Origin of the sequence: Luteococcus sp. H101 (assembly GCF_038433155.1) — a bacterium.
GTDB lineage: Bacteria > Actinomycetota > Actinomycetes > Propionibacteriales > Propionibacteriaceae > Luteococcus.
The window spans coordinates 41,308-64,219 of sequence record NZ_JBCDMW010000007.1 but is presented as its reverse complement, the minus strand read 5'-3'; the positions used below and the strand labels follow the sequence as shown (position 1 = coordinate 64,219).

General features: G+C 66.9%; 23 protein-coding genes. 14 read left to right on the top strand and 9 right to left on the bottom strand.

The window, feature by feature from the left end:
• Positions 1 to 33 precede the first annotated feature (33 nt).
• The 8 genes from AAEX60_RS01985 (at position 34) to AAEX60_RS01950 (ending at position 11,145) form a co-directional block, all read left to right on the top strand.
• Entirely contained in the window at positions 34 to 714 is a 681-nt protein-coding gene (locus AAEX60_RS01985) for a hypothetical protein (RefSeq protein WP_342100767.1), read from the top strand.
• The gene (locus AAEX60_RS01980; protein WP_342100765.1) at positions 711 to 1,838 is read left to right on the top strand and encodes an XRE family transcriptional regulator; all 1,128 of its coding nucleotides are present in this window, start codon (positions 711 to 713) and stop codon (positions 1,836 to 1,838) included. The genes AAEX60_RS01985 and AAEX60_RS01980 overlap by 4 nt, the downstream gene beginning before the upstream one ends.
• Before the next feature lie 50 nt (positions 1,839 to 1,888).
• Positions 1,889 to 3,043: an AAA family ATPase gene (locus AAEX60_RS01975; RefSeq protein ID WP_342100764.1), complete on the top strand. Its 1,155-nt coding sequence runs from the start codon at positions 1,889 to 1,891 to the stop codon at positions 3,041 to 3,043.
• 5 nt (positions 3,044 to 3,048) lie between these two features.
• Positions 3,049 to 3,630 (top strand): hypothetical protein, encoded by a 582-nt coding sequence (locus AAEX60_RS01970; RefSeq protein WP_342100763.1) that lies wholly within the window; start codon positions 3,049 to 3,051, stop codon positions 3,628 to 3,630.
• Positions 3,627 to 6,788, top strand: coding sequence for a type I restriction endonuclease subunit R (locus AAEX60_RS01965; protein WP_342100760.1), 3,162 nt, complete (start codon positions 3,627 to 3,629; stop codon positions 6,786 to 6,788). Before AAEX60_RS01970 ends, AAEX60_RS01965 begins: the two co-directional genes overlap by 4 nt.
• A gap of 417 nt (positions 6,789 to 7,205) precedes the next feature.
• A complete protein-coding gene (locus tag AAEX60_RS01960; protein WP_342100759.1) occupies positions 7,206 to 8,171 on the top strand; it encodes a hypothetical protein in 966 nt (321 codons plus the stop codon).
• Between the two features lie 462 nt (positions 8,172 to 8,633).
• On the top strand, positions 8,634 to 9,506 hold the full coding sequence (locus tag AAEX60_RS01955; protein ID WP_342100757.1) for a sugar-binding transcriptional regulator: 873 nt from the start codon (positions 8,634 to 8,636) through the stop codon (positions 9,504 to 9,506).
• Positions 9,507 to 9,576: 70 nt separating this feature from the next.
• Entirely contained in the window at positions 9,577 to 11,145 is a 1,569-nt protein-coding gene (locus AAEX60_RS01950; protein ID WP_342100753.1) for an endonuclease NucS domain-containing protein, read from the top strand.
• 63 nt (positions 11,146 to 11,208) lie between these two features.
• Here the strand turns inward: AAEX60_RS01950 and AAEX60_RS01945 are convergent, their stop codons facing one another.
• Positions 11,209 to 11,601 carry a hypothetical protein gene (locus AAEX60_RS01945; protein WP_342100751.1) on the bottom strand — a complete coding sequence of 131 codons (393 nt, stop codon included), beginning with the start codon at positions 11,599 to 11,601 and terminating at the stop codon, positions 11,209 to 11,211.
• A 25-nt stretch (positions 11,602 to 11,626) separates the two neighbouring features.
• Between AAEX60_RS01945 and AAEX60_RS01940 the strand changes: the two genes are divergently transcribed.
• On the top strand, positions 11,627 to 11,896 hold the full coding sequence (locus AAEX60_RS01940; RefSeq protein WP_342100748.1) for a hypothetical protein: 270 nt from the start codon (positions 11,627 to 11,629) through the stop codon (positions 11,894 to 11,896).
• A 43-nt stretch (positions 11,897 to 11,939) separates the two neighbouring features.
• On the opposite strand, the gene rbsK is transcribed toward AAEX60_RS01940, so the two are convergent.
• From rbsK to AAEX60_RS01925, 3 genes are all read right to left on the bottom strand, one after another.
• Positions 11,940 to 12,854: a ribokinase gene (rbsK, locus tag AAEX60_RS01935; protein ID WP_342100745.1), complete on the bottom strand. Its 915-nt coding sequence runs from the start codon at positions 12,852 to 12,854 to the stop codon at positions 11,940 to 11,942.
• Between the two features lie 48 nt (positions 12,855 to 12,902).
• Complete coding sequence (locus AAEX60_RS01930) at positions 12,903 to 13,304, bottom strand: nucleotide pyrophosphohydrolase (RefSeq protein ID WP_342100744.1); 402 nt, start codon at positions 13,302 to 13,304, stop codon at positions 12,903 to 12,905.
• 141 nt (positions 13,305 to 13,445) lie between these two features.
• Positions 13,446 to 14,231: an enoyl-CoA hydratase/isomerase family protein gene (locus tag AAEX60_RS01925; RefSeq protein ID WP_342100742.1), complete on the bottom strand. Its 786-nt coding sequence runs from the start codon at positions 14,229 to 14,231 to the stop codon at positions 13,446 to 13,448.
• Between the two features lie 163 nt (positions 14,232 to 14,394).
• Here AAEX60_RS01925 and AAEX60_RS01920 point away from each other — a divergent pair, with 163 nt between their 5' ends.
• Positions 14,395 to 15,657, top strand: a complete 1,263-nt coding sequence (locus tag AAEX60_RS01920) for a L,D-transpeptidase (protein ID WP_342100740.1) — start codon at positions 14,395 to 14,397, stop codon at positions 15,655 to 15,657.
• Positions 15,658 to 15,660: 3 nt separating this feature from the next.
• Here the strand turns inward: AAEX60_RS01920 and AAEX60_RS01915 are convergent, their stop codons facing one another.
• Positions 15,661 to 16,410 carry an alpha/beta fold hydrolase gene (locus tag AAEX60_RS01915; protein WP_342100738.1) on the bottom strand — a complete coding sequence of 250 codons (750 nt, stop codon included), beginning with the start codon at positions 16,408 to 16,410 and terminating at the stop codon, positions 15,661 to 15,663.
• A 117-nt stretch (positions 16,411 to 16,527) separates the two neighbouring features.
• Here AAEX60_RS01915 and AAEX60_RS01910 point away from each other — a divergent pair, with 117 nt between their 5' ends.
• Complete coding sequence (locus AAEX60_RS01910; RefSeq protein WP_342100736.1) at positions 16,528 to 17,016, top strand: SRPBCC family protein; 489 nt, start codon at positions 16,528 to 16,530, stop codon at positions 17,014 to 17,016.
• Here AAEX60_RS01910 and AAEX60_RS01905 read toward each other — a convergent pair.
• Positions 17,003 to 18,148, bottom strand: coding sequence for an MFS transporter (locus AAEX60_RS01905; protein WP_342100733.1), 1,146 nt, complete (start codon positions 18,146 to 18,148; stop codon positions 17,003 to 17,005). The genes AAEX60_RS01910 and AAEX60_RS01905 overlap by 14 nt on opposite strands.
• A gap of 216 nt (positions 18,149 to 18,364) precedes the next feature.
• On the opposite strand from AAEX60_RS01905, the gene AAEX60_RS01900 reads away from it, so the two are divergent.
• Positions 18,365 to 19,159, top strand: coding sequence for a protein phosphatase 2C domain-containing protein (locus AAEX60_RS01900; RefSeq protein WP_342100731.1), 795 nt, complete (start codon positions 18,365 to 18,367; stop codon positions 19,157 to 19,159).
• A gap of 230 nt (positions 19,160 to 19,389) precedes the next feature.
• On the opposite strand, the gene AAEX60_RS01895 is transcribed toward AAEX60_RS01900, so the two are convergent.
• A complete protein-coding gene (locus tag AAEX60_RS01895) occupies positions 19,390 to 20,151 on the bottom strand; it encodes a sulfite exporter TauE/SafE family protein (RefSeq protein ID WP_342100729.1) in 762 nt (253 codons plus the stop codon).
• A gap of 57 nt (positions 20,152 to 20,208) precedes the next feature.
• Here AAEX60_RS01895 and AAEX60_RS01890 point away from each other — a divergent pair, with 57 nt between their 5' ends.
• Positions 20,209 to 20,865: a DUF2461 domain-containing protein gene (locus AAEX60_RS01890; RefSeq protein WP_342100728.1), complete on the top strand. Its 657-nt coding sequence runs from the start codon at positions 20,209 to 20,211 to the stop codon at positions 20,863 to 20,865.
• A gap of 157 nt (positions 20,866 to 21,022) precedes the next feature.
• Positions 21,023 to 21,223: a hypothetical protein gene (locus AAEX60_RS01885; protein WP_342100727.1), complete on the top strand. Its 201-nt coding sequence runs from the start codon at positions 21,023 to 21,025 to the stop codon at positions 21,221 to 21,223.
• Here the strand turns inward: AAEX60_RS01885 and AAEX60_RS01880 are convergent, their stop codons facing one another.
• Both AAEX60_RS01880 and AAEX60_RS01875 read right to left on the bottom strand, forming a co-directional pair.
• The gene (locus tag AAEX60_RS01880; RefSeq protein WP_342100726.1) at positions 21,224 to 22,459 is read right to left on the bottom strand and encodes an MFS transporter; all 1,236 of its coding nucleotides are present in this window, start codon (positions 22,457 to 22,459) and stop codon (positions 21,224 to 21,226) included. It lies immediately after the preceding gene.
• Positions 22,460 to 22,559: 100 nt separating this feature from the next.
• On the bottom strand, positions 22,560 to 22,889 hold the full coding sequence (locus AAEX60_RS01875) for a DMT family transporter (protein ID WP_342100725.1): 330 nt from the start codon (positions 22,887 to 22,889) through the stop codon (positions 22,560 to 22,562).
• Positions 22,890 to 22,912 lie beyond the last annotated feature (23 nt).

The window sequence follows — 22,912 nt, the reverse complement described above, 5'->3', positions numbered from 1 at the left end:
AACTTTCTACATCAGCTCTGGAGGGAGTCACCCATGGACGCCGCTGTCGAACTCGTGCTGAGCCGTGTCAGGCTCATCGCGCCCTTGATCGACGACGCCATGGGTGGCGCCATCCTGCAAGCCGAAGCCCGCGCCGTGGGCTTTGATCACGCCCGCTTCCCCCACACGCGCCCGCTGAACATCCGCCAGGACGTCCGGCTCGCGCTGGAAGAAGCCGAGCCACTCCCCGACGGCTGGCGCGTCGAGGGCGACCCTCGCAAGATGGGTCAGTTGCTCCTGGTGGACAGCACCACCGGCATGACCATCCGTTTCCTCAAGGCGCCCTACAGCCAGCCGGACCGGATCCCGCACGCCGGCTACAACCCGGCACGGCGCAAGGCGTGGAGCAATGAGCCCATCCAGACCACCCTGCCCAGCCTCGGCCGGGTCAGCAGCCTCACCGGTCGTGCCAACCTGCGCGGCGAGACCTTCCTGCTGATCTGGTCCTACAAGGACCCCCAGAACCGGGAGGACGGTTATGACCTGCGCATCGTCCACACCCGAGCCCCCGGCGCCTTCGGCAAGGCCACGCCCTGCGACCTGGACCTGGTCATCCCCCGCGGCGGACTGATCAACGAGGAGGACCTGAGCTTCGTCGGTTCGGACGAGGATGGCGACCTGTTCACCTTCGACCTCCCCAACGAGGGGGAGGAGGAGGGGCTGGCCGACCAGTGACCCACCCGGAACTCATCGGACAGCGCATCAAGGCACTGGCCGAACTCCTCGGCATGTCGCGGACACGCCTGGCCGAGAGCGTCGGAGCAACGCCCGCCCAGCTGTCCAAGATCGAGAGCGGAATGCAACGCTTCCCGCTCGAACTCGCTGTTGCCATGGGAGAGAAGTGCGGCGTCCCCGTCGACTTCTTCACCCAGAATGACCCCATCCACGAGGCCGCCGTACCGACCTTCCGCAGGAAGGCCCGCGCCTCCGCCCTGGACCAGAAGCGCAGTACACGGCTAGCCCGTGAAGCCGCCCGCGTCTTCACCCAGATCTCCAGCGAAACCGGCTACAAGCCCTTCGAATTCACCGACGCCGATGACCTGCTTGAAGATGTGGAACAGGTTGCACTCGAAGTGCGCAGGGCCGCAGGCATCGACGACGGAGCTCCGGTCCCCAATGTCACGCGTGCGCTGGAACGGCAGGGCATCGCCGTCATCAACGGGCTCGACCCTCATGGCGAGCAGACGCAGGACCTGTCCGGCATCAGCTTGCCCACTTGCCAGGACCGGCGGCCACTGGTTGCCCTCATCACCGAGATGCCCGGAGCTGTGGCACGCTTTACCCTCGCCCACGAGGCCGCGCACCACATCTGGGACCAGGACCTCCCCAGCCCGATCACCAGTACCAAGGACTATCGCGAACTGCGCGCCCACCGCTTCGCCGGGGCGCTCCTGCTCCCAAAGCAGGAGGTCATGGCGCGCATCTCAGAAGCAACCACCTTGCGCGGCTATTTGCCCGTCAAGGCCGACTACGGACTCAGTGTCGGCGCCATCGTCATGCGCGCCCGTGATGTTGGCGCCATCTCCCCCGACCGCGCCAGAAGCCTGCAGATCCAGCTCTCCTCACTGGGGTGGCGAGATCCCCACATCGAACCCGTCCCCGTCGCGGACGAACGCCCGCTTCTCCTGAAGCAGGCGCTCTCCCGCGCCACCGCCCTGGATGGCCCATCACTGGCCGCCTACACCGGCCTGCCACCCCAGCTGGTGCGCCACTGGGCGCGCCTCGACGAGCCAACCGATGAGGCGACCCCCGTCGCCAAGGTGATCAACCTGACCTCCCTTCATCGCAAGGGGGCCTGACCATGCACCGCCTCCCACCCATGCTCCACTGCTCCTGCAAGGATTGAGTTATGCAGATCACCCACGTCACAGCGCACAACTGGCGCAACTTCAAGAACCTCGATTTCGAGGTGGGCGATCGGCTGATCGTGATCGGCCCCAATGCATCAGGCAAGTCAAACCTCCTCGACCTGCTGCGGTTTTTGGGCGACATCTCCCGGTCCGGCGGCGGCTTGGCCTCCGCCCTCCGCACCCGCGGCGGACTGTCCAAGGCACGATGCCTTTTTGCGCGCAACAACGCCAAGGGGCACCTTGTCGTCGACGTCGGGCTGCATGAGGGCGATGACATCTGGCGCTACCGCCTCGCAGTAAAGGGGGAGGGCAAGGGGCTCAACCGCCCCATCGTCGCCGAGGAGGTCGTTACGAAGAATGGCGAGGTTTTGCTACAGCGCCCTGATGCCGACGACAAGCAGGACCCCGAGCGACTTACCCAGACTCATCTGGAACAAATCTCCGCGAACCAGCGATTTCGGTCAGTCGCCGAGTACTTCGCGAAGACCACCTACTTCCACTTGGTCCCGCAGGTCATCCGACACCCCGCCACTGGCTCCCTCAACGACGCGCAAGCCTTTGGCAGCTCAATGATCGCCGACATGAATGCCACCCAGCCCCGTTACCGCAAAGCGTGGTTCACGCGCATTCAGAAGGCCCTGCAGTCGGCGGTGCCTGGCTTTGAGAGCCTGGAACTTGAACTCGATTCAGCCGGTCAGCCACATCTCGTGGCCAGCTACCGCAACTGGCGCGAACACCCGGCCAAGCAGGATGAGACGGACTTCTCCGACGGCACTCTGCGACTCATCGGTCTACTGTGGACCATCGTCAGCGCCCCCTCCAACGGCGGGGTGCTGCTGCTCGAAGAACCCGAGCTGTCCCTGAACGCGGCTGTGGTACGCAAGCTGGCGCCCTTGTTGGCGATGGCCCAGCGCAGCTCATCCATGCAGGTCATCCTCAGCACCCACGCACCCGAACTGCTCGATGACGAAGGGTTGAACGCCGACGAGGTCCTCGTGCTCCGGGTGACGGAAGACGGCTCCATCGCCACCGCCCTCTCAGACATCGCCGAGGTCGCCGACGAAGTCGATGCTGACCTTCCCTTCTCGGAGATCACCTCGGCATTGGTAGCGCCTGAAGACCTCTCCGGACTCCTCACCGCCGTTCGGCGGTAACGCGCATGCGCGTCGTCGTAGAAGGGCCGTCCGACCTGCAGGCGGCGGTGAAGACATGCACGGCCGCCGGGCACGCGGTGACGTCCGCCCGCTCAGCAGGCGGCAAGTCCAAGCTCGATCCCAAGATCGCCAACTACGCCCAGGCTGCCCGCAACGAGCCGTGGGTCATCTTCCGAGACTCCGATCGTGAGTGCCCCGTCGCCCTGCGCAAGCGTCTCATGCAAGGAATCCCCTACAACCCGCTGTTCGCACTGCGCATCGCGCACACCATGACCGAAGCGTGGCTCATGGCCGATCGGATGGACTTCGCCAAGTACTTCCATGTCTCGAACGACCTTGTCCCCCTCGCACCCGATAGCGAGGACCACGCCAAGCACACCTTTCTCACCCTCTGTCTTAAAAGCCATAGCCGCGACATACGGGAAGAAGTGGCCCGCGACGAAGCACACGCCGGCCCACTCTTCGTCGAGCACCTGAACGAGTTCGCCCGGCTCCACTGGAATGTGGATCGGGCCGCCGAGAACAGCCCTTCCCTGCAACGAGCTCTAGTAACCCTGCGTTCCCTGCCGAAAGGACCCTCCTCATGATCCGGGAATCCGAGTGGGAACAGGACATGCTCGACTGGCTGGGCGAGCTTGACTGGGAACACGCCGTCGGCTCATCGCTCGAGTCCGAGCGCTCGTCACTGGCTGACCTGGTGCTGCAGGACACCTTCCTGCAGTCGCTGCGTCGGCTGAACCCGAGCGTCCCGGACACCTTCCTGGCGCAGGCACAGGCCGAGATGCTCACGCCCAAGAGCCAGGACGCGCTGGCCGAGAACAAGGCCTTCCACGCCCTGCTCGCCCACGGCTTCCACGGTTTGGGCTACGTCGACTCCTCCGGCACCGAGCAGACCCCCACCCTCCGCCTGATCAGCACCGACCCCAGCGAGAACACCTACCTGGCCGTGCAACAGGTGCGGATCATCCACGGGCAGCACAGCCGACGCTTCGACATCGTGCTCTACGTCAACGGCCTGCCGCTGGCCATCATCGAACTCAAGCAGGCCGGGGCGGTGGGAGCCACCATCGCGAAGGCCCACGCGCAGCTCGGCACCTACCTGCACGAGTTCGGGACGGCCTTCCGCACCGTCGTCACCACCGTCGTCAGTGACGGTCTCAGCGCCCAGTACGGCACCCCGTTCACGCCGCTCAACCACTACTCCCCGTGGAAGGTGGACGACTTCGGCTCCCCCGTCGAGACCGGCCCCAGCTCCACCGAGCTGGAGACCCTCACCTTCGGCCTGTTCGAGGCCGGCCGCTTCCTGGACATGGTGGTGCACTTCACCGCCTTCGACGAGGACTCGGGCACCATCACCAAGCGCATCGCCAAGCCCCACCAGTACTTCGCCGTCCGCAAGGCAGTCGAATCCACGCTCAAGGCCGTCGGATCCACCGGCAAGGCCGGCGTCGTGTGGCACACCCAGGGCTCCGGCAAGAGCATGGAGATGGAGCTCTACGCCAACCTGGTGATGAGCCACCCCCAGCTGCTCAACCCCACCATCGTCGTCATCACCGACCGCAACGAACTCGACGGGCAGCTCTTCGCCGGATTCCGACGCTCCACCCTGCTGCCGGAAACCCCCGTGCAGATCACCCGACGTTCAGAGCTGCGCGAACGCCTGCAGAACACGGCCTCCGGCGGCATCTACTTCACCACCCTGCAGAAGTTCGGCCGCTCCCTCCAGGAACGCGACGCCGGCCTCGACCACCCCACGCTCACCGACCGACGCAATGTCATCGTCATGGTCGACGAGGCCCACCGCTCCCACTACGACGACCTCGACGGCTACGCCCGGCACCTGAAGGACGCCCTGCCCAATGCCACACTGATCGCCTTCACCGGCACCCCCATCAGCAAGGCCGACCACGACACCCGCGAGGTCTTCGGCGACTACATCGACGTCTACGACCTCACCCGCGCCGTCGAGGACGGCGCCACCGTGCCGGTCTACTTCGAGCAGCGGCTGGTGCAGGTGGCCCTGGCGCCCGGGCTGAGCGCGGAAGACCTTGACCGGATTGCCGACGAGACCGTGCAGGGACTCGACGAGGCCGAGCGCAGCCGGATCGAGAAGTCCGTCCTGGTGATCAACGCCATCTACGGCGCCCCGGAACGGCTGCGCGCCCTGGCCGCCGACATCGTCGAGCACTGGGAGAAGCGCCGGGCCGCCATGGAGCCCGCCCTGCGCGACGGAGACTCGCAGGCCACACCGCACGGCAAGGCCATGATCGTTGGCGCCACCCGCGAGATCTGCGCCAACCTGTACCGGGAGATCGTGGCGCTGCGGCCTGATTGGCACAGTGACGACATTGACAAGGGCCGCATCAAGGTGGTCATTTCCGGCAATGCCATGGATGAGCCGCCCATCCGCGACCACGTGCGCCGCGACTCGCAGAACCAGGTGATCAAGAAGCGCCTCACCGACGTCGACGACGAGATCGAACTGGTCATCGTCAAGGACATGATGCTCACCGGCTTCGACGCGCCGCCGCTGCACACCCTGTACCTGGACCGGCCGCTCAAGGGCGCGCTGCTGATGCAGACCCTGGCGCGGGTGAACCGCACCTTCCGCGGCAAGGAGGACGGCCTGCTCGTCGGCTACGCCCCGCTGGCCGAAAACCTGCGCGAAGCCCTCGACGAGTACACCGACGCCGACAAGGCCAGCCGCCCCGTCGGCCGCGACGTCGACGAGGCAGCGGCTGTCACCCACGAGCTGATCGCGGCGCTGGAACGGTTGCTGGCTGGCTTCGACTGGCGACGAGTGCTCACCTCGGGGGCCAAGACCGCCCGACGCGACGCCGTCGCGGGGGCCGTGGAATACCTGCGCTCCCCCAGCACCCCCGGCAATTCCGTCGGCGACGGCGAGGAGACGCTGGGCGACCGCTATCGCAAACTCGCCAGTCAGCTCTCCCGGATGTGGGCGCTGGCGGCCGGCAGCCAGACCCTTGAAGCACAGCGCCCCGTCGTCGCCTTCCTGGAGGAGGTGCGGGTGTGGATGGCCAAGTACGACGCCAAGGAGCGCGAGGCCAATGGCCAGCCCGTGCCGGAGGAGATCCTGCGGCTGCTGCGCGGCGTGGTGGCCGAGGCGACGGTCACCAGTGGAATCACCGACATCTACGATGCTGCCGGCATTCCCAAGCCCAGCCTGCAGAACCTGACCCCGGCGGTGCTGCAGCAGTTCCAGCAGACCAAGCACCCCCACCTGGCGATCGAGGCGCTGCGCGACCTGTTGGTGGAGGAAGCCGAGAAGGCCACGCGCAACAACCTGGTGCGCAACCGCGCCTTCAGCGAACGCATCAACGAACTGATGCTGCGGTACACGAACCAGCAGCTCACCTCCGCCGAGGTCATCCGCGAGCTGGCCGAGCTGGCCAAGAAGATCAGCGCCGAGAATGCCCGCGGCGAGACCTTTACCCCGCCCTTGGACCACGCCGAGTTGGCCTTCTACGACGCCTTGGCCAATGACCCCGGTGCGCTGGAAACCATGGGCGATGAGGTTCTTGCCGCCATGGCGCGGGAGCTGCTCGCCATCCTCCGCAAGGACACCCGCACCGACTGGACCAAGCGCGAGGACGTGCAGGCGAAGCTCCGCGCCTCCGTGAAGCGCCTGCTGCGCTGGCACAAGTACCCGCCCAGCAAGCAGCCCGAGGCGATCAAGCTCGTGGTGGAGCAGATGGAGGTTCTGGCACCGGAGATGGTGGCGTAGGACTCACCGAATCAGGAACCTCACCGAGCCACATTTCTACACAAGACCCCCGAAGATCAGGAACACATGAACTGGAAAACAACCATTGATTCTCTCGCAATCCCTTCCGCAATCTTCTCTTGGGGCCTCTTTACCATATTTTGGCCAAGATTCTGGCAATGGCTCAGGAAACAGTTCTCTTGGGAGCCCCTCTTGGTTGACGCTTCCCGAAAGAGGCAGCAAGCCGCAGAAATTGAGAGTTTCTTGGCAAAGGAATTAAACCATCTTCGTGGACTCAGGGCTGAGCCTGACGGGCGCCTCCTGCTCCAAGCAGCGAGGCGCAATCTGGCACGCTCGCAAGCCGGGTACCGTCAAGCCCTCCGACGTGCCGCATGGTCAGAGTCACACCGAATCAAGAGCCGAATCGGCTCCCTTTCCATGCTTCTCTCGACAGCAATCGGCGTCTATTTTCTCTTGATAAGAGTCGTCTCACCACAAACCGCGAATGAACTGCGCTGGAAGTATGTCATTCTCGCTTGCATCACTGGGACAGCTCTGGGGGTTCTTCGTCAGCTGTTTGTTGCTGCCCAATGGAAGCATCAGGATGACCGCGGCGGATTCGGCGCACCCCCACAGAGCCTCCACGAGCTTCCCGGCAGCGAAAACCTTTCGGCTGCAGAGGTTGCGGCTACCGACGAGCTACATCTCCTCAGCGAGAAGTACCATCTCGAAGAACCAGAGATCTGGCCCCGGTCCAGAGGAACATCACAAGGGCAATCCATCGACTCACGGGTTCCAACGATTGCGATCAACCCCGATGAGTTGACGAGCAATGAGGCCGCCCGATTCATCGTCTCCCACCAACTGTACTATCTATTGAACCCCCCGCCGACTCGCTCGATACTATTTTCCACAGGAACCGTAGCAGCACTCATCCTCTCTCTGTCACTGGACGCCACGCTCGTAGTCGCACTTTTCGTACCAGAACATCCCATCCTGCGAGAATTGACAGCTCTTGCTGCGGCCGTGACAATCCTCCTACTGCTCATTGCCCGATCTCGCCATCGTGAACTGGTAAATCGAGTTCATTCCGCAGATGACTTTGCATGCGAAAACGGCCATCCATTGACGCACGACCTGGCACAAGAAATCGAGACAAGTCAGCGGCTGATCTTGCGTCAGAACTGGGTCGCCCGAGCATGGCGCATGCTGAACTACCCTCAGCCCAGCTGGGAATCCAGAGCAATTTCTCCCGAAAATACTGCTGCCGTCGACCACGAACGAGGGTCGACATGCCACGCCGACAAGGACAATCTATCGCTCTGGAAGTTGATCCCTGTCCTGATCGCCAGCTCCATTCTCGATCACATAGCGTTCGGAAGACGCTCGCGCCCCACTGATTAGATCGCCTCGTGGCCGATCCCAACCTCCCCGGGCAACCCCTGGACCATCAGGGCGGGTTCACCGTGGTCAGGACCGATAGCCCCACCGAGCCCGGAGGATCTCGATGGGCCATCCGTCTAACTATGTTCGAGTTGGCGAGAGTAGGAGCCTCTGTCCCGCCCACACCGAGATGCAGAGCGGTCTGGCGCCTGCTGCAGCTGTAACACTCAGCTGTCACATTGATGTTGCAGTAGGCCCGCGATGGCCATACGCACGACGTCCCGGTGGCTCGGCGTAGGGCTTTGGGCGAGGGCCCAAAGCAAGGCCCTCAACCTCAGCCGCTGGTCATCCCAGCACAGCAGAGGCCCGCCCACGCGTTCGTGGGCGTGCCTCTGCAGGCTGGACCAAGAGTCTCACTGACCCCACTTCTCCAGCAGATACTGCTCCGCCTCGGCACTCCAGATGTTGTCGTTGGCTTCACAGATGTCCGCCAATCCGGCAAAGCGCGGATCCTCAACGCTCTTGGCGCGGAAGTCCGTGATGGTGCGGGACGACGACCTGGCCGAGCAGCTCAAGACCCACCTGCAACTGGACGACGTCGAGGTGGTGGCCGGCGCCGAGGCCGACACCGAGAACCGGGAGGCGTTGGCGCGAGCGGCGGCCGCCTATCTGCGTCGAACCGTACTGCCTGGCGACACCTTCGGCTTCTCCTGGGGCCGGACGCTGGCCTCGATTGGTGGCTACATGGAGCTGTTGCCGGATTCCACCTTGGTGGCGCTGACCGGCAGCGTCGGCACCGACTTCGAGCAGTCCCCCGTCGACGTGATTCGCCGAGTGGCGGGACGCTCCCAGGTGCGCACCATGACGATCTTCGCGCCGATGTTCGTCGATTCCGCGAGCACAGCGGCAGGCCTCAGGAAGGATCCGGCCATCTCCTCGGTGCTCGCCAGCTATGCAGACCTGGATCTAGCGGTACTGTCCATCGGATCCTGGGATCCGCCGATCACCCAGCTGATGCAAAGTCTCTCCAGCGAGGACCGGCGCCAGCTCGACGAAGCCAAGGTTCGCGCGGAAGTGGTGGGCATCTTCATCCGCGACGACGGCCGCCCCTTCGACGCGCCCGTGGTGCAGCGCCGGATCTCGATCTCCGCGGAGCAGCTCATTCAAGTGCCCCAGGTGCTGGCCGTCGCTGGCGGCACGGAGAAGGTACTGGCCCTGGCCGCCGTGGCCCGGTCACGGCTGATCACGTCGCTGATCACCGACGAGCGCACCGCGCGGCAGCTGCTGGCTCAAGAGGCCGTCGCCGAGGGCCCCGGGAGATACCCAGCTGATCCACCGTTCCGCCGTGCGGTGTAGGTTTCCCCACGAGCGCGCTCGGGCACAGCGGCCCGAGAATGCCGCGACAACCTCAGGAGCGAGGACGGCAATGACTGCATCCGAAGCAACCATCCGCGACTACTTGGTAGATCACCTTGACCTGATCGAGCCGGGCCTCACCCTCATCTCACCGGAGTCATACCTGCCCAATCCTGACGGCGCCCGCGGCTTCATCGATATCCACTGCACCGATGGCAATGGGCGCCACGCGATCATCGAGATCAAGCGTGCCGACGGCCCGGCCCGCGAAGCAATCCAGGAACTCTACAAGTACGCCTCGCTGATCCGCAGGAACCGTCAGCTCCGCGAGCAGGAGTATCGGTTCATCCTGCTGAGCACCACTTGGCATGAACTCCTCACCCCGTATGCGGAACTCATGCGGCGGCCACCATTCGACATCACCGCCGGCAAGATCATCGCCACCGCCGCGGGGATCGTCACGTCCGTCGAGCCCGTCGAACTTCCCGATCCGCCAGCACCGAGACGGTTCAGCAACCGTCATTTCCTGTGGTTCTTCACCAGCGAGGAGGCCTGCGCGGAGGGGCTCGGCCAGATTGCCGATCACATGCAGCAGCAAGAGGTCAAGGACTTCATTCTTCTCCAGATCAAGCTCCGGGAGGCACGGTTCTCCGGGCAGTGGATCGTCTACTTCGCGCCCTTGCAGCGTTCGATGTCGGAGTACATGACGCTCCTGCAGCACCGCATGGATCCCGACGAATTCCTGGAATTCCTGGACCTGCTGGAGGAACTGCCGGAGCCCAGCGACCAGTTGGAGCAGTGCTCCGAATACAGCTGGGAGAACAGGACCCACTCGATCCCCGGGTTCCGGGCCACCGAACAGGCCATCTCCTACCCCGAACGCGGCGCCGAACTGACGTCCGAAGAGACAGCCAGCGCGGTCTCCGTGCGGAGGTTCGGCAGTCTCTCCACCAGCGAGCTCACTGACGAGAAGATCCTGCGGGAGATCTGTTCCGACGGCAGCCTGAACGCCGACGAGATGGTCGGCGTGGACCTGCGCTCGATCCCAGCCGTTGAGGCCCTGCGGGAGAGGATTGACGACCTGCTCTTCCACAACGACGCCTGGCGCCACGCCGTCCAGGACCTCCTGACGTGGGCGGTCAACACCCACCAGGCCATGGCCTCGGTCCACATCTACAACCCGGATGACATCCTGTTCAGCCTCGCATGCCTCGTCGGCGGAAATCCCCGGTACCTGCCCACCGTCCGCGTCAAGATCCACGACTCCGACGGCGCCCAGCAAACCTTCTTGGGGACAGTCTCGTGGAACCATCTGCGCAGACCAGCGCTTCAGCAAGTCTTGTCAGAGCACTTCGAGGGCAGCTGGATGAACTACCAGTTGCGCCAGTCCTTCCACGAGCTCGCCGGCATCAATGATGAGATCTCCACCTCGCTGGGGATGGAGTACAAGCTCTACCTGGCCACTGAGGAGCCCAACGCTCCACTAAGGCCCGTCACGGTGCGGGGACGTTCGCTGTCATTCGGCACTCCACCCGACGCGTCTCTACGGGCCTTCCTTGACGAGAACCAGCAGTTCCTGACCGACCTGTTCGGCCAGTTCAAGCGCAACACGCATCCCTTCCCACCGCCCCTGGTTTGAACAGGCCCGAATCTCACCACTTCCCCACCGGGCCACTGAGTCCACAGCCCGGTTGCTCGCCCCTCAGCGCGTCGACCAGGTGACCACGTCGCCAAAGTCCGACGGCTGGTAACGAAGCGCTTGGAACTGCAGGTCCGGATTCTCGTGCCGGACCGCAATCCAGCCCTCGGCGCAGCTGCCGAGCTTGATTGTGCCCTGCGGGTAGGGCGGCTCCCAGCCCTTGTCGGCGGGGAATTCGCTGATCTTGGCCCATACGGAGTGCGTGCCGCCCTCGCCGTCGATCACCTGCACGGACCACGGGTCCGTGCTCACCCGGGTGGTGCCGTCGGCATTCTGCTGGGGATGCGCCTTGGTGTAGCAGGTGCGCACCTTCCAGCCGACGCTGATGCCGTCCTTGCCGAACTCGTGGCGCAGCAGGGTCACGTCGAAGTGCGCCAGCCTGGCGGTCTGCCCCATCCCCAGGGACTGCTTCTGCGGACCCTTGGCCAGCGAGGTCGCTGACGGAGTCGACGTCGCACTGGCTGGCGCGGAACTGGCCGGGCTGGAGGCCACCGGCATCGACGAGGAACTGGCCTGCGGCGTCGTGTGGGGCTGGCTACTGGACGAGGCGCTGGGGCTGGCCGGCACCGACGGGTCGGCGCTCGACGACGGGCTGGGAGCAGGCACGTCCGGGCCACCGGAGGACGGCTGGCAACCAGCAACCGCCAGCACCACACAGGAGACCACGGGAATCACATCTCGCGCACTGTGAGTCATGCGCCCAGCTTGGCAGCCGCAGGGATCACGAGGGCTGGTCAGCCGACAGTTCGGCTGGCCGCGAACTCCTCCGCCGTGGCATACGACGCCTGCGTCCCCCGCCTGGTCACCGAGTCGGCCGCGTAGGCATTGGCCAGCCGCAGCGCCGTCTGCACGTCCTGGCCGGAGACCAGCGCATGGCTGAAGCAGCCGATGAACGCATCCCCGGCACCGGTGCTGTCCACGGCCTGCACCGGCGTCGCCTCGATCAGCTCGGTGCGCCCGTCGGCGGCCCAGAGCACCCCGCGCTCGCCCAGCGTGACAATCACATTGCGCATCCCCGTGGCCACCAGCTCCTCGACCGCCGCCTCCACCTGCTGCACGCTCTCGACTGGCCGGCCGGTGAGCAGCGCCAGCTCGGACTCGTTGGGGACGAAGTAGTCAACCGTCGCGATCCGAGCAAGGTCCAGCTCCGGGGTGGCCGGCGCGGGGTTCAGCAGCACGGGGATTCCATGCTCCCGGCCCAGGTCAATCGCGTGGTAGACGGTCTCCAGCGGCACTTCCAGCTGCAGCACGATCAGCCGGCATCCGCTGATCTGTTCCCACGCGGCATCGATGTCGGCCGGGCTGAGCAGGTCATTTGCCCCCTTCACGATCACGATGGAGTTGCGGGCCTGCTCGTCGACGAAGATCGGCGCCACCCCGGATGAGGCCCGGGTGGGGAGCACGAAGCGGGTGTCGATCCCGTTCTGCTCGAAATTCCTGACCTGCATCTCGGCGAAGCTGTCGTCGCCCACCCGGGTCAGCATCAGCACCGACGAGCCCAGCCGGCTGGCCGCGATGGCCTGGTTGGCGCCCTTGCCGCCGCAGCCCAGCTGGAAGTCGCTGCCCGCCAGCGTCTCGCCCAGCTGGGGCATCCGGGTGATGTAGGTGATCAGATCCACCATGTTTGATCCGATGACTGCGATGTCCATGGCCCAAGCCTGCCACCTCCCGGACGCTCGGGCTGTGGGAGCAGGAACTCAGGGCTTCAGCAGCGCTCGACCCTTCACCTGCTCGACGGGGAATCGATCCTCCGCGGCCGTGAGCTTGTGATGCGCCGCCTCCATCAGGTCGATCCCGAGGGAATCGGCCAGGGCGAGCAGGTAGATCAGCACGTCGGACATCTGCTCCCCGGCGCGTTGCTGCCGTTCGCCGTGGCTGCAGGTGGCCTTCGCCTCGTCGGCCGGGGTCCACTGAAAGAGCTCGGCCAGCTCCCCCACCTCACCCACCAGCGCGAGAAGCAGCGACTTCGGGTCATGGAACTGACCCCAGTCCCGCTCGGCAATGAAGGTGCGGTAGCGCTCGCGCAGCGCGTCGAAGTCCTCGGCCATGAGCTCAGCCTGCCACGGCCCGGCCCGCTGATCCGCGTCAAGGACTGGCACGGGCGTCCAATTCTGGAAATCGACCTCCAGAATCCAGCCGCCCGTCCGCGCCCCGCAGAGCCAGACGGTTCCCGGAAGAACTTGAGGTCGATTTCCAGAATTGGACACGTGACCTGGCTTCTTGGGGCTTGCGGGGAGGGGCTACTGGCCCGTCATCGTCGGGCGGCGCTTCTCGATGAAGGCCCGCACCGCCTCGGCCACGTCGGCGGACTCGGAGCACACCCGCAGGGATTCGGCCTCCATCCGGAGCACCTCGCCATAGGCCATCCCCGCGTAACGCCCGAAATTTCGTCGCATGCCGCGGTAGGACAGGGTCGGGCCGGCCGCGAGCCAGGTGGCCAGCGCCAACGCCTCCCGATCCAGATCGGCGTCGGGAAGCACCATGTCCACCAGCCCGGATTCCTTCGCCTGCAGGGCATCCATCGGCTCGTTCAGCAGGCAGAAGCGTTTGGCCGCCTGCACTCCCATCCGGGCGGAGAAGGAAACTGTCGAACCCGCCGCATTGGAGATCCCGAGCCCCGGGAAGGAGGCCCGGAAACGCGCCCCCTCGCCGGCCACCAGGATGTCGGCGAGCGCCGCCATCCCCAGGGCTCCGCCGACGCACCAGCCCTGCACCTGCGCCACGACGGGAACCGGCAGCGCCTCCACCCGCTCCAGCATGGGATTGAAGCCCTCGAACAGGGCCATGATCGCGGCGGGGAGGTCATCCAGGCATGCGTGGAAGGCGCGCATGTTGCCGCCATAGGAGAAGTGCTCACCCTCGGCACGGATCAGCACGGCCCGCACCGTCTCGTCGGGCTCCACCACGTCCAGCACCCGGTGCAAGGAGCCCACGAAGTCCACGTCGATCTGGTTTCCACTCTGCGGCGCACACAGCACGATCTGCGCGATGCCGTCGGAAATCTCTGCCCTCACCTGTTCCGCCATGGCCCCCATCCTGCCGGGGTGGCGAGCCAGATTCGGTTGTGTGGCTGAAGATTGACTGCCAACCGGCATGCCGGACGGCTGACCAGCGCCGGACCGGACCCGCCGTCGGCAAAAAATGTCGGCGGCTTGTGACAGCCTCGGGATAGCCGTGGAGGAGACGACAATGACCAAAGTGATGGCGGCCCTGGCCGTGGGCGGGGCACTGCTGCTGGCCGCGTGCGGGGCGACAGCAGATCCGGATCCCGCCGAGAGCCCGGTGGCCGCGACGTCGGCCTCGCCTGCGTCCGCTCCCTCCACCGCGCAGGCCAGCACAGCCGCCGCCAGCCCGAGCGCATCACCCAGCCCCACCACGCCGCGTCCGTTTGCCCTGACCGCCAATGTCAAGGACGAGGCCAGCGAGGTGCCCGTCGACACATTGCTCACCGTCACCCCCACCTCCGGTCGGGTGGACCAGGTCACCGTCGAGTCCACCGCATCAGGCAGGAATGCGGTGCAGATCACCGGCACGGTGAACGGCCAGGGGGTTTGGACCGCCAGCTCCCGGCTGGACCCCGACGCGCGCTACACCGTGACTGCCCGGGGCACCTCCGACGCCGGAAAGGCCGCCACGCGGACGGTGAGCTTCCGGACCGCCTCGGTGGTCCGGTCCCAGGAGGTCTTCCCCACCCTGGAGCCCGTCATCAACGGCCCCTATGGGGTGGCGCAGCCGGTCGTGATCCACTTCGACGCGCCGGTGAAGAACAAGGCCGAGTTCGAGCGGAACATGCACGTCACCTCCGTCCCCGCGCAGGAGGGCTCCTGGGGGTGGTTCGACGACAAGACCGTGCACTGGCGCCCCCGCGTCCACTGGAAGCCCGGCACCAAGGTCACGCTCAACGCCAACCTGAACGGCGTCAATGCCGGCGACGGCCGCTACGGCCAGCTCAACCGGACCCTCAAGCTGCAGATCGGCAAGGACCAGGCCGGTCAGGTGGACATCGCCAAGCACACCATCACCTGGAAGCGCGACGGAAAAGTGGTGGGCACCTGGCCGATGACCGCCGGCAAGCCCGGGTTCACCACCCGCTCCGGGACCAAGGTGGTGATGGAGAAGGCCGAGAACATCACCATGAACTCGGAGACGACGGGGATCGCCCGGGACTCGGCCGAGGGCTATGACCTGAAGGTCGCCTTCGCGCTGCGAGTCACCAAGTCGGGCGAGTTCATCCACTCCGCGCCGTGGAATGCCGGCAACTTCGGGGTGCGCAATGCGTCGCATGGTTGCGTGGGCATGGACGAGGAACAGATGTACTCGCTCTACACCACCGCCCAGATCGGGGATCCGGTGGTCTTCACCGGCTCGGAGCGCACGCTAGAGGCCGGCAACGGGTGGACCGAATGGGATCTCACCTGGGAGCAGTGGAAGGCCCGGTCAGCACTGAAGTAGGAGTCAGAGGCTGGCCAGGAAGGCGTCGACCAGCCGGAAGTAGGCCTGGGGGCCATCGCGTCGCACACAGTGCCCCACCCCGTCCAGGCGCTGCACCCGGACCAGCGGATTGGTCACGACACCATCGGCCGGCACCAGCTCGCTGTCGCGCGGGGCCAGCACCAGCGCGGGCACGGTGAGCTGGTTGAGCACGGCATCCTGGTCCATCGGCCCGAAGTCCAGGTTGGCCATCATGTCAAGGTCCATCTGCTCCTTGGAATCGGCCCAGGCCTGGGTCTCCGTGGCGGACCAGCCGGCGGCCAGCTGCCTGGCCACCTCCTGCTCGCGCCGGGCGGCGAAGCCGCGCACGCCCACCACCCACAACTGGGTCTCGCGACGCCGCTCGGGGGTGGTGTCGGCCAGCGCCGGATCCTCCAGCACCAGGGCCTTCACCAGCTCGGGGCGCTCCAGGGCGGCCAGCACCGCGGTGCGCCCACCCAGCGAATGCCCCACCACGACGGGCGGCTCCGGCAACCCGTCGAGGACCGTGACCAGGTCATCGGTCAGGGTCTGCATCATCTGGCCATAGCGCGCCGCCGGGAAGCGGGGTGATTCCCCGTGCCCACGCAGGCTGACCGACAGCAGGTGCCAGTCCCGCTCCCAGTGCGTGACGGCGTCGGGCCAGGTGGTGCCGGCGTCGGTGACCCCGTGGACCAGCACCAGGGTGGGCCTGCTGGGGTTTCCGTACTGGTGCACGCGGATCGGATCGCTCATGTCTCGACCTTAACCAGCACCGTGGGTGAGGTTCCGCACGAACGGACAAAGGTTGCCGCGTCGGGCATGCCATTGTCGGGGTGAACAACCCGCTACGCACCACTCAAAGGAGACACCATGCCTGTCGTCGATGCCCGGCCGGACCTGGCAGCCCGCACCCTGACCATCACCGCCGAGTTCGCGGCGCCCGTCGAGCGCATCTGGCAGGTCTACGCCGACCCACGCCAGTTGGAGCAGATCTGGGGGCCCCAGGACATGCCGGCCACCTTCCCCGCCCACGACCTGACGCCCGGCGGCCGGATGAACTACTTCATGACCGGCCCCGACGGCCAGAAGTACTGTGGCTACTGGGACATCCTGGAGGTGGAGCAACCCACGCGGATCCGGCTGCTGGACGGCTTTGCCGACGAGGACTTCCGGCCCGATCCGGAGCTGCCGGCCAGCGAGAATGAGTTCCGGTTCGAACCCATCGAGGGCGGCACCCGCGCCACCTACACCAGCACTTTCCCCAGTGCCGAGGGCCTGCAGCAGGTGCTGGACATGGGCGTGATCCAGGGAGCAACCTCGGCCATCAACCAGATCGACGGGTTGCTCACGCGGCCCTGAGCAGGCGGCCGGCGGCCAGCAGCAGCGCCAGGGCGACGGCGGCCAGCACGGCGCACACGACGAAGACGCTGGCCACCCCGAACGTGCCCGTCGCGCCCAAGGAAATCAGCATCCCACTGAGCACCGAACCCACCCGACGGGTGTTCATGAACAACCCCGACGCCATTCCGGGCGCGGGAATGACCTCTTGCATCCAGGCCAAGCCGATGGCCTCGGTGAGGGCGATGAAGAGGGCATTGGGCAGCTGCAGCAACAGGAGCACCGCCGGGGAACCGGTCAGGATCAGGCCCAGGTAGTAGACCAGCGCCAGGGCTCCGCCCGCCACCACCATAGAGAACTTGGAGTGCCGCAGGCTGAGCCGCCCGAAGAAGACCATCGCCGGGATCTCCAGCGTGGCACACAGGCCCAGGCTGATCCCGGCCCAGATCGGGGCGGCGGCCAGGTCTTGCGTGACGAAGAGCGTGAGCACGGAGACGGCGACGGCATTGGTGGCGCCGGTGAGCACGAAGGCGGCCAGGGCGAGGGCCACCGGCAGTCTGGGCGGTGCCGCCCGGGTGGGCTCCGACCTGCCGTCCTGGCCGGGGCCACGATTCTTGCGGGCGTGGATCAGGAAGCCTGTCATGCCCAGGTTGGCCAGGGCCACCAGCGCGATCGCCACCAGCAGGGCGCGACTGCCGAAGGCCCCGATCACCAGCGTGGCCACGGGCGGGCCGATCATCCAGGCGAAGGAGAACACGGCGCGAATGCTGGTGACCTCGTGCACCCGGGCGCCGGAGTGCTTCAGCTCCGCAAACAGCATGGCGCCGCCCACGCCCGCGGGGGCTCCCAGGATCAGCAACGCGACCAAGGCCAGCGGCAGGGAGGTGGCAAACCACAGGGCCACGGCCAGGGCGATGGTGCACACGCCCGCACCAAGCATGGGCAGCAGGTAGTCCCGACGCCGGTCGGCCCAGTGGGGAACCACGAGCTGGGTCACGAAAGCGGCACCTTGGTAGGCCGAGATCACCCACCCGACATCCCGCATCGACGCGCCGTAGAGGTTCACCAGCAGCAGCGCCAGCGCCGGGGCAAGAAAGGCGAACTGCAGGCCCCACAGCATGGCGGAGCCGGCGAGAGCGGGGTAGCGCCTCATGTTGGGCTGGCCCGGTGAAGGGGCCGGTGCGAGCGACGGGAGTCCATACCCCCAGCTTGCCACATGGTCAGTTCTGAAAAATGACCTCACGATTCGGTCCCGTGGGCTTCCCGGAGCGGGGCATCCTCAGCCGGCCCGAATCTGGTGGTCAATTCCCAGAAGTGGACACTCGATCCAGTTCCGGGGGCGCTCTGGCCGGCTGCAAGACTGGCGGCCATGGAGCAGATCGAGACCTTCACTCGGGCCGCCGGGTCGGCAGAGGCCAATGAGGACACGATTGCGGTGGGCCCCGGGGTCGGTGTGGTGGTGGACGGCGCCGGACTGCCCAAGGACCAGCGCGCCGGGTGCCAACACAGTGTCCAGTGGTATTCCCGGGAGCTGGCCAGCAGGATGCGGGGCCTGCTCGCCAACCGTGAGGTGGAAATGACCGCTGCCCTGGCGACGGCGCTGCGGCAGGTTGCCGACCGGCATGAGGAGTGCGACCTGGCAGCGGGCTCCCCCAGCGCCACCGTGGCCGCCTTCCGGATCACCGGCGATCGGCTGGAATACCTGGTGCTGTGTGATGCCTCCATCATTCTGCGGTTGGCCGACGGCCGAACCCTGGAGGTGACCGATGACCGGCTCGGGACCCTGGTGGGGCCAGCGGAGGGCGGCCTGACCAGCCCGGACGAGATTCGAGCCGCCCGGGCTGCGGTGATGGGCCGGGCCCGCAACCGGCCGGGCGGTTTCTGGTGTTGCCAGCACGATCCCGAGGCCGCCCGGCAGGCCCTCACCGGATCCCACCCGTTGGCCGAGCTGAGTGGGGTGATCGCGGCCAGCGATGGCGCCACCCGGGGGCACCAGAGCCTCGGCGTGCTTGACCTGGCGGGGCTGGCCAGCCTGGTGCTGGAGGGCTCAGCCGGCGAGGTCCACCGGCTGACCCGTGAGGCTGAGCGGGCCGCGGCCGCGAAGCTGCGCAGCCGGGCCATCAAGCAACACGACGACTTCAGCCTGGCTTGGCTACGCCTCTGACCCATCCACGAGGACGCCGCCACAGCACACCGACACAACGAGCGGCCGGAGCGTGCTCGTCGACCACACAAGAAGCCACGCGGCAGGCACCGGCGCCCCGCCCGGGGCGGGACCAGCCGGCCTCCGCTGGCGCTCGGGTTTCATCATCCCGCGACGGATACATCCGACGCGGGAAGAACAATCCCGAGCGGCCACCCGGCCAGGGGACTCCAGTGACGGGAGCTCGCAGGTCAGACCAGGGCCAGCACGCCGCGGACCAGGGCGCTCAGGCCGCCCAGCCCGGCCAGGGTGATCGCCACGGTGCGGGCCTGGGCCGAGCTGACCCGGCGGGCCGCCCATCCCCCGGCCTGAATTCCCAGGACCACGGTGACCACCACCACCGGCAGTAGCCACCACGGCGGCAGGGCGGTGTCGGCCGCCGCCATCAGGGACTTCACCAGCACGGAGAAGAAACCCATGGCGGCAAAGACCGGTTGCATGGAGGCGGCGAAGGCCTTCTGCTCCCAGCGCACCAGCCGCGAATGCACCACCATCACCGGCGCCGACACCCCCGCCGTGGTGTTGAAGATCCCACCCAGGAATCCCGCCAGCGGCGTGATCCATGGCGCGCGTACCCGCGGCATGCGGACCAGGGCGCTGGCCAGCACGGTCACCAGGATCGCCAGCATCACCACACCGCCGACAATCACCTGCAGCCACGCGGCGGGGGTGGCCCGCACCACGAATCCGCCCACCACCGCTCCGGGCACCGCGAAGCCGCAGATCAGCAGGGCGCGGCGCCATTCCACGTCGCGCCACAGTGCCACCAGCATCATCAGCGCGGAGACGGTGGTGGTGGCATTGGCCACCAGCACGCCCGTGCCAGCGCCCAGCACCACGGCCAGGATCGGCGCCAGCACCAGCCCCATGCCCGTGCCCGACAGGCGCTGCAGCACGGCACCGACGAAGACGGCCACCAGCACCAGGGCCAGGACGGGAGCGGAGAACACCATGCCCCGATCCTTGCACCAGCAGCCGCCCCACGTCGGGCCGGAACATAGGCTGAACCCATGGCCGCAGACTTCCAGGGGATCCCGCAGGGCGCCGTCGACTTCTACCGGGAGCTGGAGGTGAACAACACCCGCGAGTGGTGGCAGGCCAACAGGACCCGCTACCAGGAACTGGTCAAGGAACCCTTCGTCGCGCTGGGCGAGGCGGTGGCCCCGGCCTTCGGGGAGCCCAAGGTCTACCGTCCCAACCGCGACGTGCGGTTCAGCCATGACAAGTCGCCCTACAAGAGACATCAGGGGCTGTACGTGCGCAGCATGACCCACGCTGGCTGGTACCTGCAGTGCGACGCGACGGGTTACCTCATCGCCGGCGGCAGCTACTTCATGGCCGGGGACCAGCTGGCGCGCTATCGCTCGGCTGTCGCCAATGACGCCACCGGGGTGCAGCTGGAGGAGATCCTGCGGGAACTGACCGACGCCGGCTATGAGGTGCGCGGGGAGAAGTTGGCCACCCGGCCGCGGGGCGTCGCGGCGGATGCGCCTCGGCTGGAATTGCTGCGGCACAAGACGATCGCGGCCCAGCTGAACCTGGGCGAGCCGGAGTGGATGCACACCCCGGAGGCCGCCGACTATGTCAACGACGGGTGGGATGAGCTGCGGCCCCTCCTGGGGTGGCTGGGCGAGTTCGTCGGGGACTCGGAGGCTTCCCGGGCCTGATCCGCCCAGTTCGGGTTGGGAATATTCCGGCCACCGGGGCGCTTTCACCTATGTGGTCAGACCATCAGTGGTCTCCTCGTCGCCCCCCAGCGTGGCGCCACCACACCAATCCCAACGACGAGCAGGGCCGGCCCCGCCGTGCCCCGAGGAGTTTCGCATGACCATTGACCGTTCCCCCCGTGAGTCCTACTTCTTCGCCACCCGCACCACCGTGATCCGCGACGAACAGGACTGGGCCGGCACCACCCGCAACCAGACAGCAGTCGACCACCGGGACATGGTGGGCCTCACCCGCGCCGTCCCCACGGTGGAGAGGCCACGAACCTGGGCGCGCCAGGCCCGCCCCGACGAGGCCTGATCAGGAGCCGCGACGCATCCCGACGGCCGCCAGCCCGGCCAACAGTCCCGAGCCCAGCACCGGCCACATCCCGTGCGCCGGACTGCTGACCAGCTGGCCCGCCGCTGCGGCGCCACCACTGACCCCCAAGGTGAGGCAGGTGGCCAGCATCGTCATCATGGTGGCCACTCGGTCCCGCGGTGCAATGCGCTCCATCCAGCCGAAGGAACTGACCAGACTCACCCCGGCGCCGACCCCCAGCAGCACGGCCACCACCGACGCCAGCCAGGCCCCGGGCAGCAGCATCATCAGGCCGGCACCGGACACCATGGCCAGAGCACCGGACAGGACGCGTAGCCAGACCGGGAATCGCGGGGAGAGGTGCCCGATGAGCAGGCTCGCCACGCCGCTGCCCACGCCGACGCAGCCATAGACCAGACCGGTCACGCCCGGCATCGACCGGGCTGCGAACAGGGCGGTCAGGGTGGTCTGCGTCGCGCCGAAGAGGATGCCGACGCCCAGACAGGCCAGCATCGGCCAGAGCACCGCCAGACCGGCCCGGCTGTGGCCCGAGGCGCCGGGGGCGGCACCCGTCGAGGTGCGCCAGCGGGAACGCGCGGAGAACAGGTGGGCGACGAAGACGCCCTGCAGCACCAGCGTCATCGCCATCATGGCCAAGGCGGCCGGGGAGGCACCGAGCCAGCTCACCAGCACGCTGGCCAGCACCGGCCCGATCACGAACCCGATCTCATCCACCGCGCCCTCATAGCCCAGCGCCTTGGACACCAGCCGCGGTTGGCCCAGCCGGGCGGCCAAATGGGACCAGTGGCTCCGGGCAATCGGACCGATCTGTGGATTGGCGGCTCCCACCACCGCCGCGGCGGCCAGCAACTGGGCCGAGACCGCATGCTGGATCAACCCGGTCAGGAACCAGACCTGGCCCAGCAACGAGACCATGGTCGCGCCGGCCACCACCCGCAGCGGACCGAACCGATCCACCAGCCGCCCCACCACCGGGGCCCCGACGGCGCTGCCGAGCCCCACCGCGGCCACCGCCAACCCACCGACCCCCAACCCGCGCCCATCCTGGTTGAGCACCATCAGGTAGCCCAGTTGGACCATCGACGACGGCAGCCGGGAGATGAAGGCGGTCAGCAGGAAGGCCCAGCCGCCGGCGGTGACCAGGTTGGGGGCATCGCTCGGCCGTGGCGGGGGCGCGGCGGGACTGCCGTCGCGCGGCGGTTCAAGGGGTGTCATCGCGTCTCCAGGGTTGCGTCCAGCGGACGCGCCCCGGCCGCTCGCGTCTGTCGATCCCCCTCAGCCCCCACGATACGTCGTGGCGCCGACGCCCGCCCAATCAATGGGCGTCGACGCCGCTGACCAGCTTCAGCCCGATCACGCAGCCAACGATTCCGCCCACCAGAAGCAGTTTCACCACACTGACGGGCTCATTGCCGGTGAGCATCGCCCACGCGACGGTGGCCGTCGCCCCGATCCCCACCCACACGGCATAGGCGGTGCCGACGGGAATCTCCCGCATGCCGAAGGCCAGACCGGCCATGGAAATGGCCATGGCCGCCAGGAAGACCACGATGGGCACGGGGCGACTGAGGCCGGAGATCCGGTCCAGGGCGGTGGCCCAGACGGCCTCGAACAGGCCGGAGAGCACCAGGATGATCCAATGCATGCCGCCATGCTCGCACGTCGAGC

Bases quoted from the DNA above. Each gene is read 5' to 3' on its own strand.
- AAEX60_RS01900 (WP_342100731.1), top strand. From the start codon at position 18,365: ATGGAGCAGATCGAGACCTTCACTCGGGCCGCCGGGTCGGCAGAGGCC.
- AAEX60_RS01985 (WP_342100767.1), top strand. From the start codon at position 34: ATGGACGCCGCTGTCGAACTCGTGCTGAGCCGTGTCAGGCTCATCGCG.
- rbsK (WP_342100745.1), bottom strand. From the start codon at position 12,854: ATGGACATCGCAGTCATCGGATCAAACATGGTGGATCTGATCACCTAC.
- AAEX60_RS01875 (WP_342100725.1), bottom strand. From the start codon at position 22,889: ATGCATTGGATCATCCTGGTGCTCTCCGGCCTGTTCGAGGCCGTCTGG.
- AAEX60_RS01890 (WP_342100728.1), top strand. From the start codon at position 20,209: ATGGCCGCAGACTTCCAGGGGATCCCGCAGGGCGCCGTCGACTTCTAC.
- AAEX60_RS01895 (WP_342100729.1), bottom strand. From the start codon at position 20,151: ATGGTGTTCTCCGCTCCCGTCCTGGCCCTGGTGCTGGTGGCCGTCTTC.
- AAEX60_RS01910 (WP_342100736.1), top strand. From the start codon at position 16,528: ATGCCTGTCGTCGATGCCCGGCCGGACCTGGCAGCCCGCACCCTGACC.
- AAEX60_RS01970 (WP_342100763.1), top strand. From the start codon at position 3,049: ATGCGCGTCGTCGTAGAAGGGCCGTCCGACCTGCAGGCGGCGGTGAAG.
- AAEX60_RS01945 (WP_342100751.1), bottom strand. From the start codon at position 11,601: ATGGGGCAGACCGCCAGGCTGGCGCACTTCGACGTGACCCTGCTGCGC.
- AAEX60_RS01975 (WP_342100764.1), top strand. From the start codon at position 1,889: ATGCAGATCACCCACGTCACAGCGCACAACTGGCGCAACTTCAAGAAC.
- AAEX60_RS01880 (WP_342100726.1), bottom strand. From the start codon at position 22,459: ATGACACCCCTTGAACCGCCGCGCGACGGCAGTCCCGCCGCGCCCCCG.
- AAEX60_RS01905 (WP_342100733.1), bottom strand. From the start codon at position 18,148: ATGAGGCGCTACCCCGCTCTCGCCGGCTCCGCCATGCTGTGGGGCCTG.
- AAEX60_RS01925 (WP_342100742.1), bottom strand. From the start codon at position 14,231: ATGGCGGAACAGGTGAGGGCAGAGATTTCCGACGGCATCGCGCAGATC.
- AAEX60_RS01960 (WP_342100759.1), top strand. From the start codon at position 7,206: ATGCTTCTCTCGACAGCAATCGGCGTCTATTTTCTCTTGATAAGAGTC.
- AAEX60_RS01915 (WP_342100738.1), bottom strand. From the start codon at position 16,410: ATGAGCGATCCGATCCGCGTGCACCAGTACGGAAACCCCAGCAGGCCC.
- AAEX60_RS01950 (WP_342100753.1), top strand. From the start codon at position 9,577: ATGACTGCATCCGAAGCAACCATCCGCGACTACTTGGTAGATCACCTT.
- AAEX60_RS01955 (WP_342100757.1), top strand. From the start codon at position 8,634: ATGTCCGCCAATCCGGCAAAGCGCGGATCCTCAACGCTCTTGGCGCGG.
- AAEX60_RS01965 (WP_342100760.1), top strand. From the start codon at position 3,627: ATGATCCGGGAATCCGAGTGGGAACAGGACATGCTCGACTGGCTGGGC.
- AAEX60_RS01885 (WP_342100727.1), top strand. From the start codon at position 21,023: ATGACCATTGACCGTTCCCCCCGTGAGTCCTACTTCTTCGCCACCCGC.
- AAEX60_RS01920 (WP_342100740.1), top strand. From the start codon at position 14,395: ATGACCAAAGTGATGGCGGCCCTGGCCGTGGGCGGGGCACTGCTGCTG.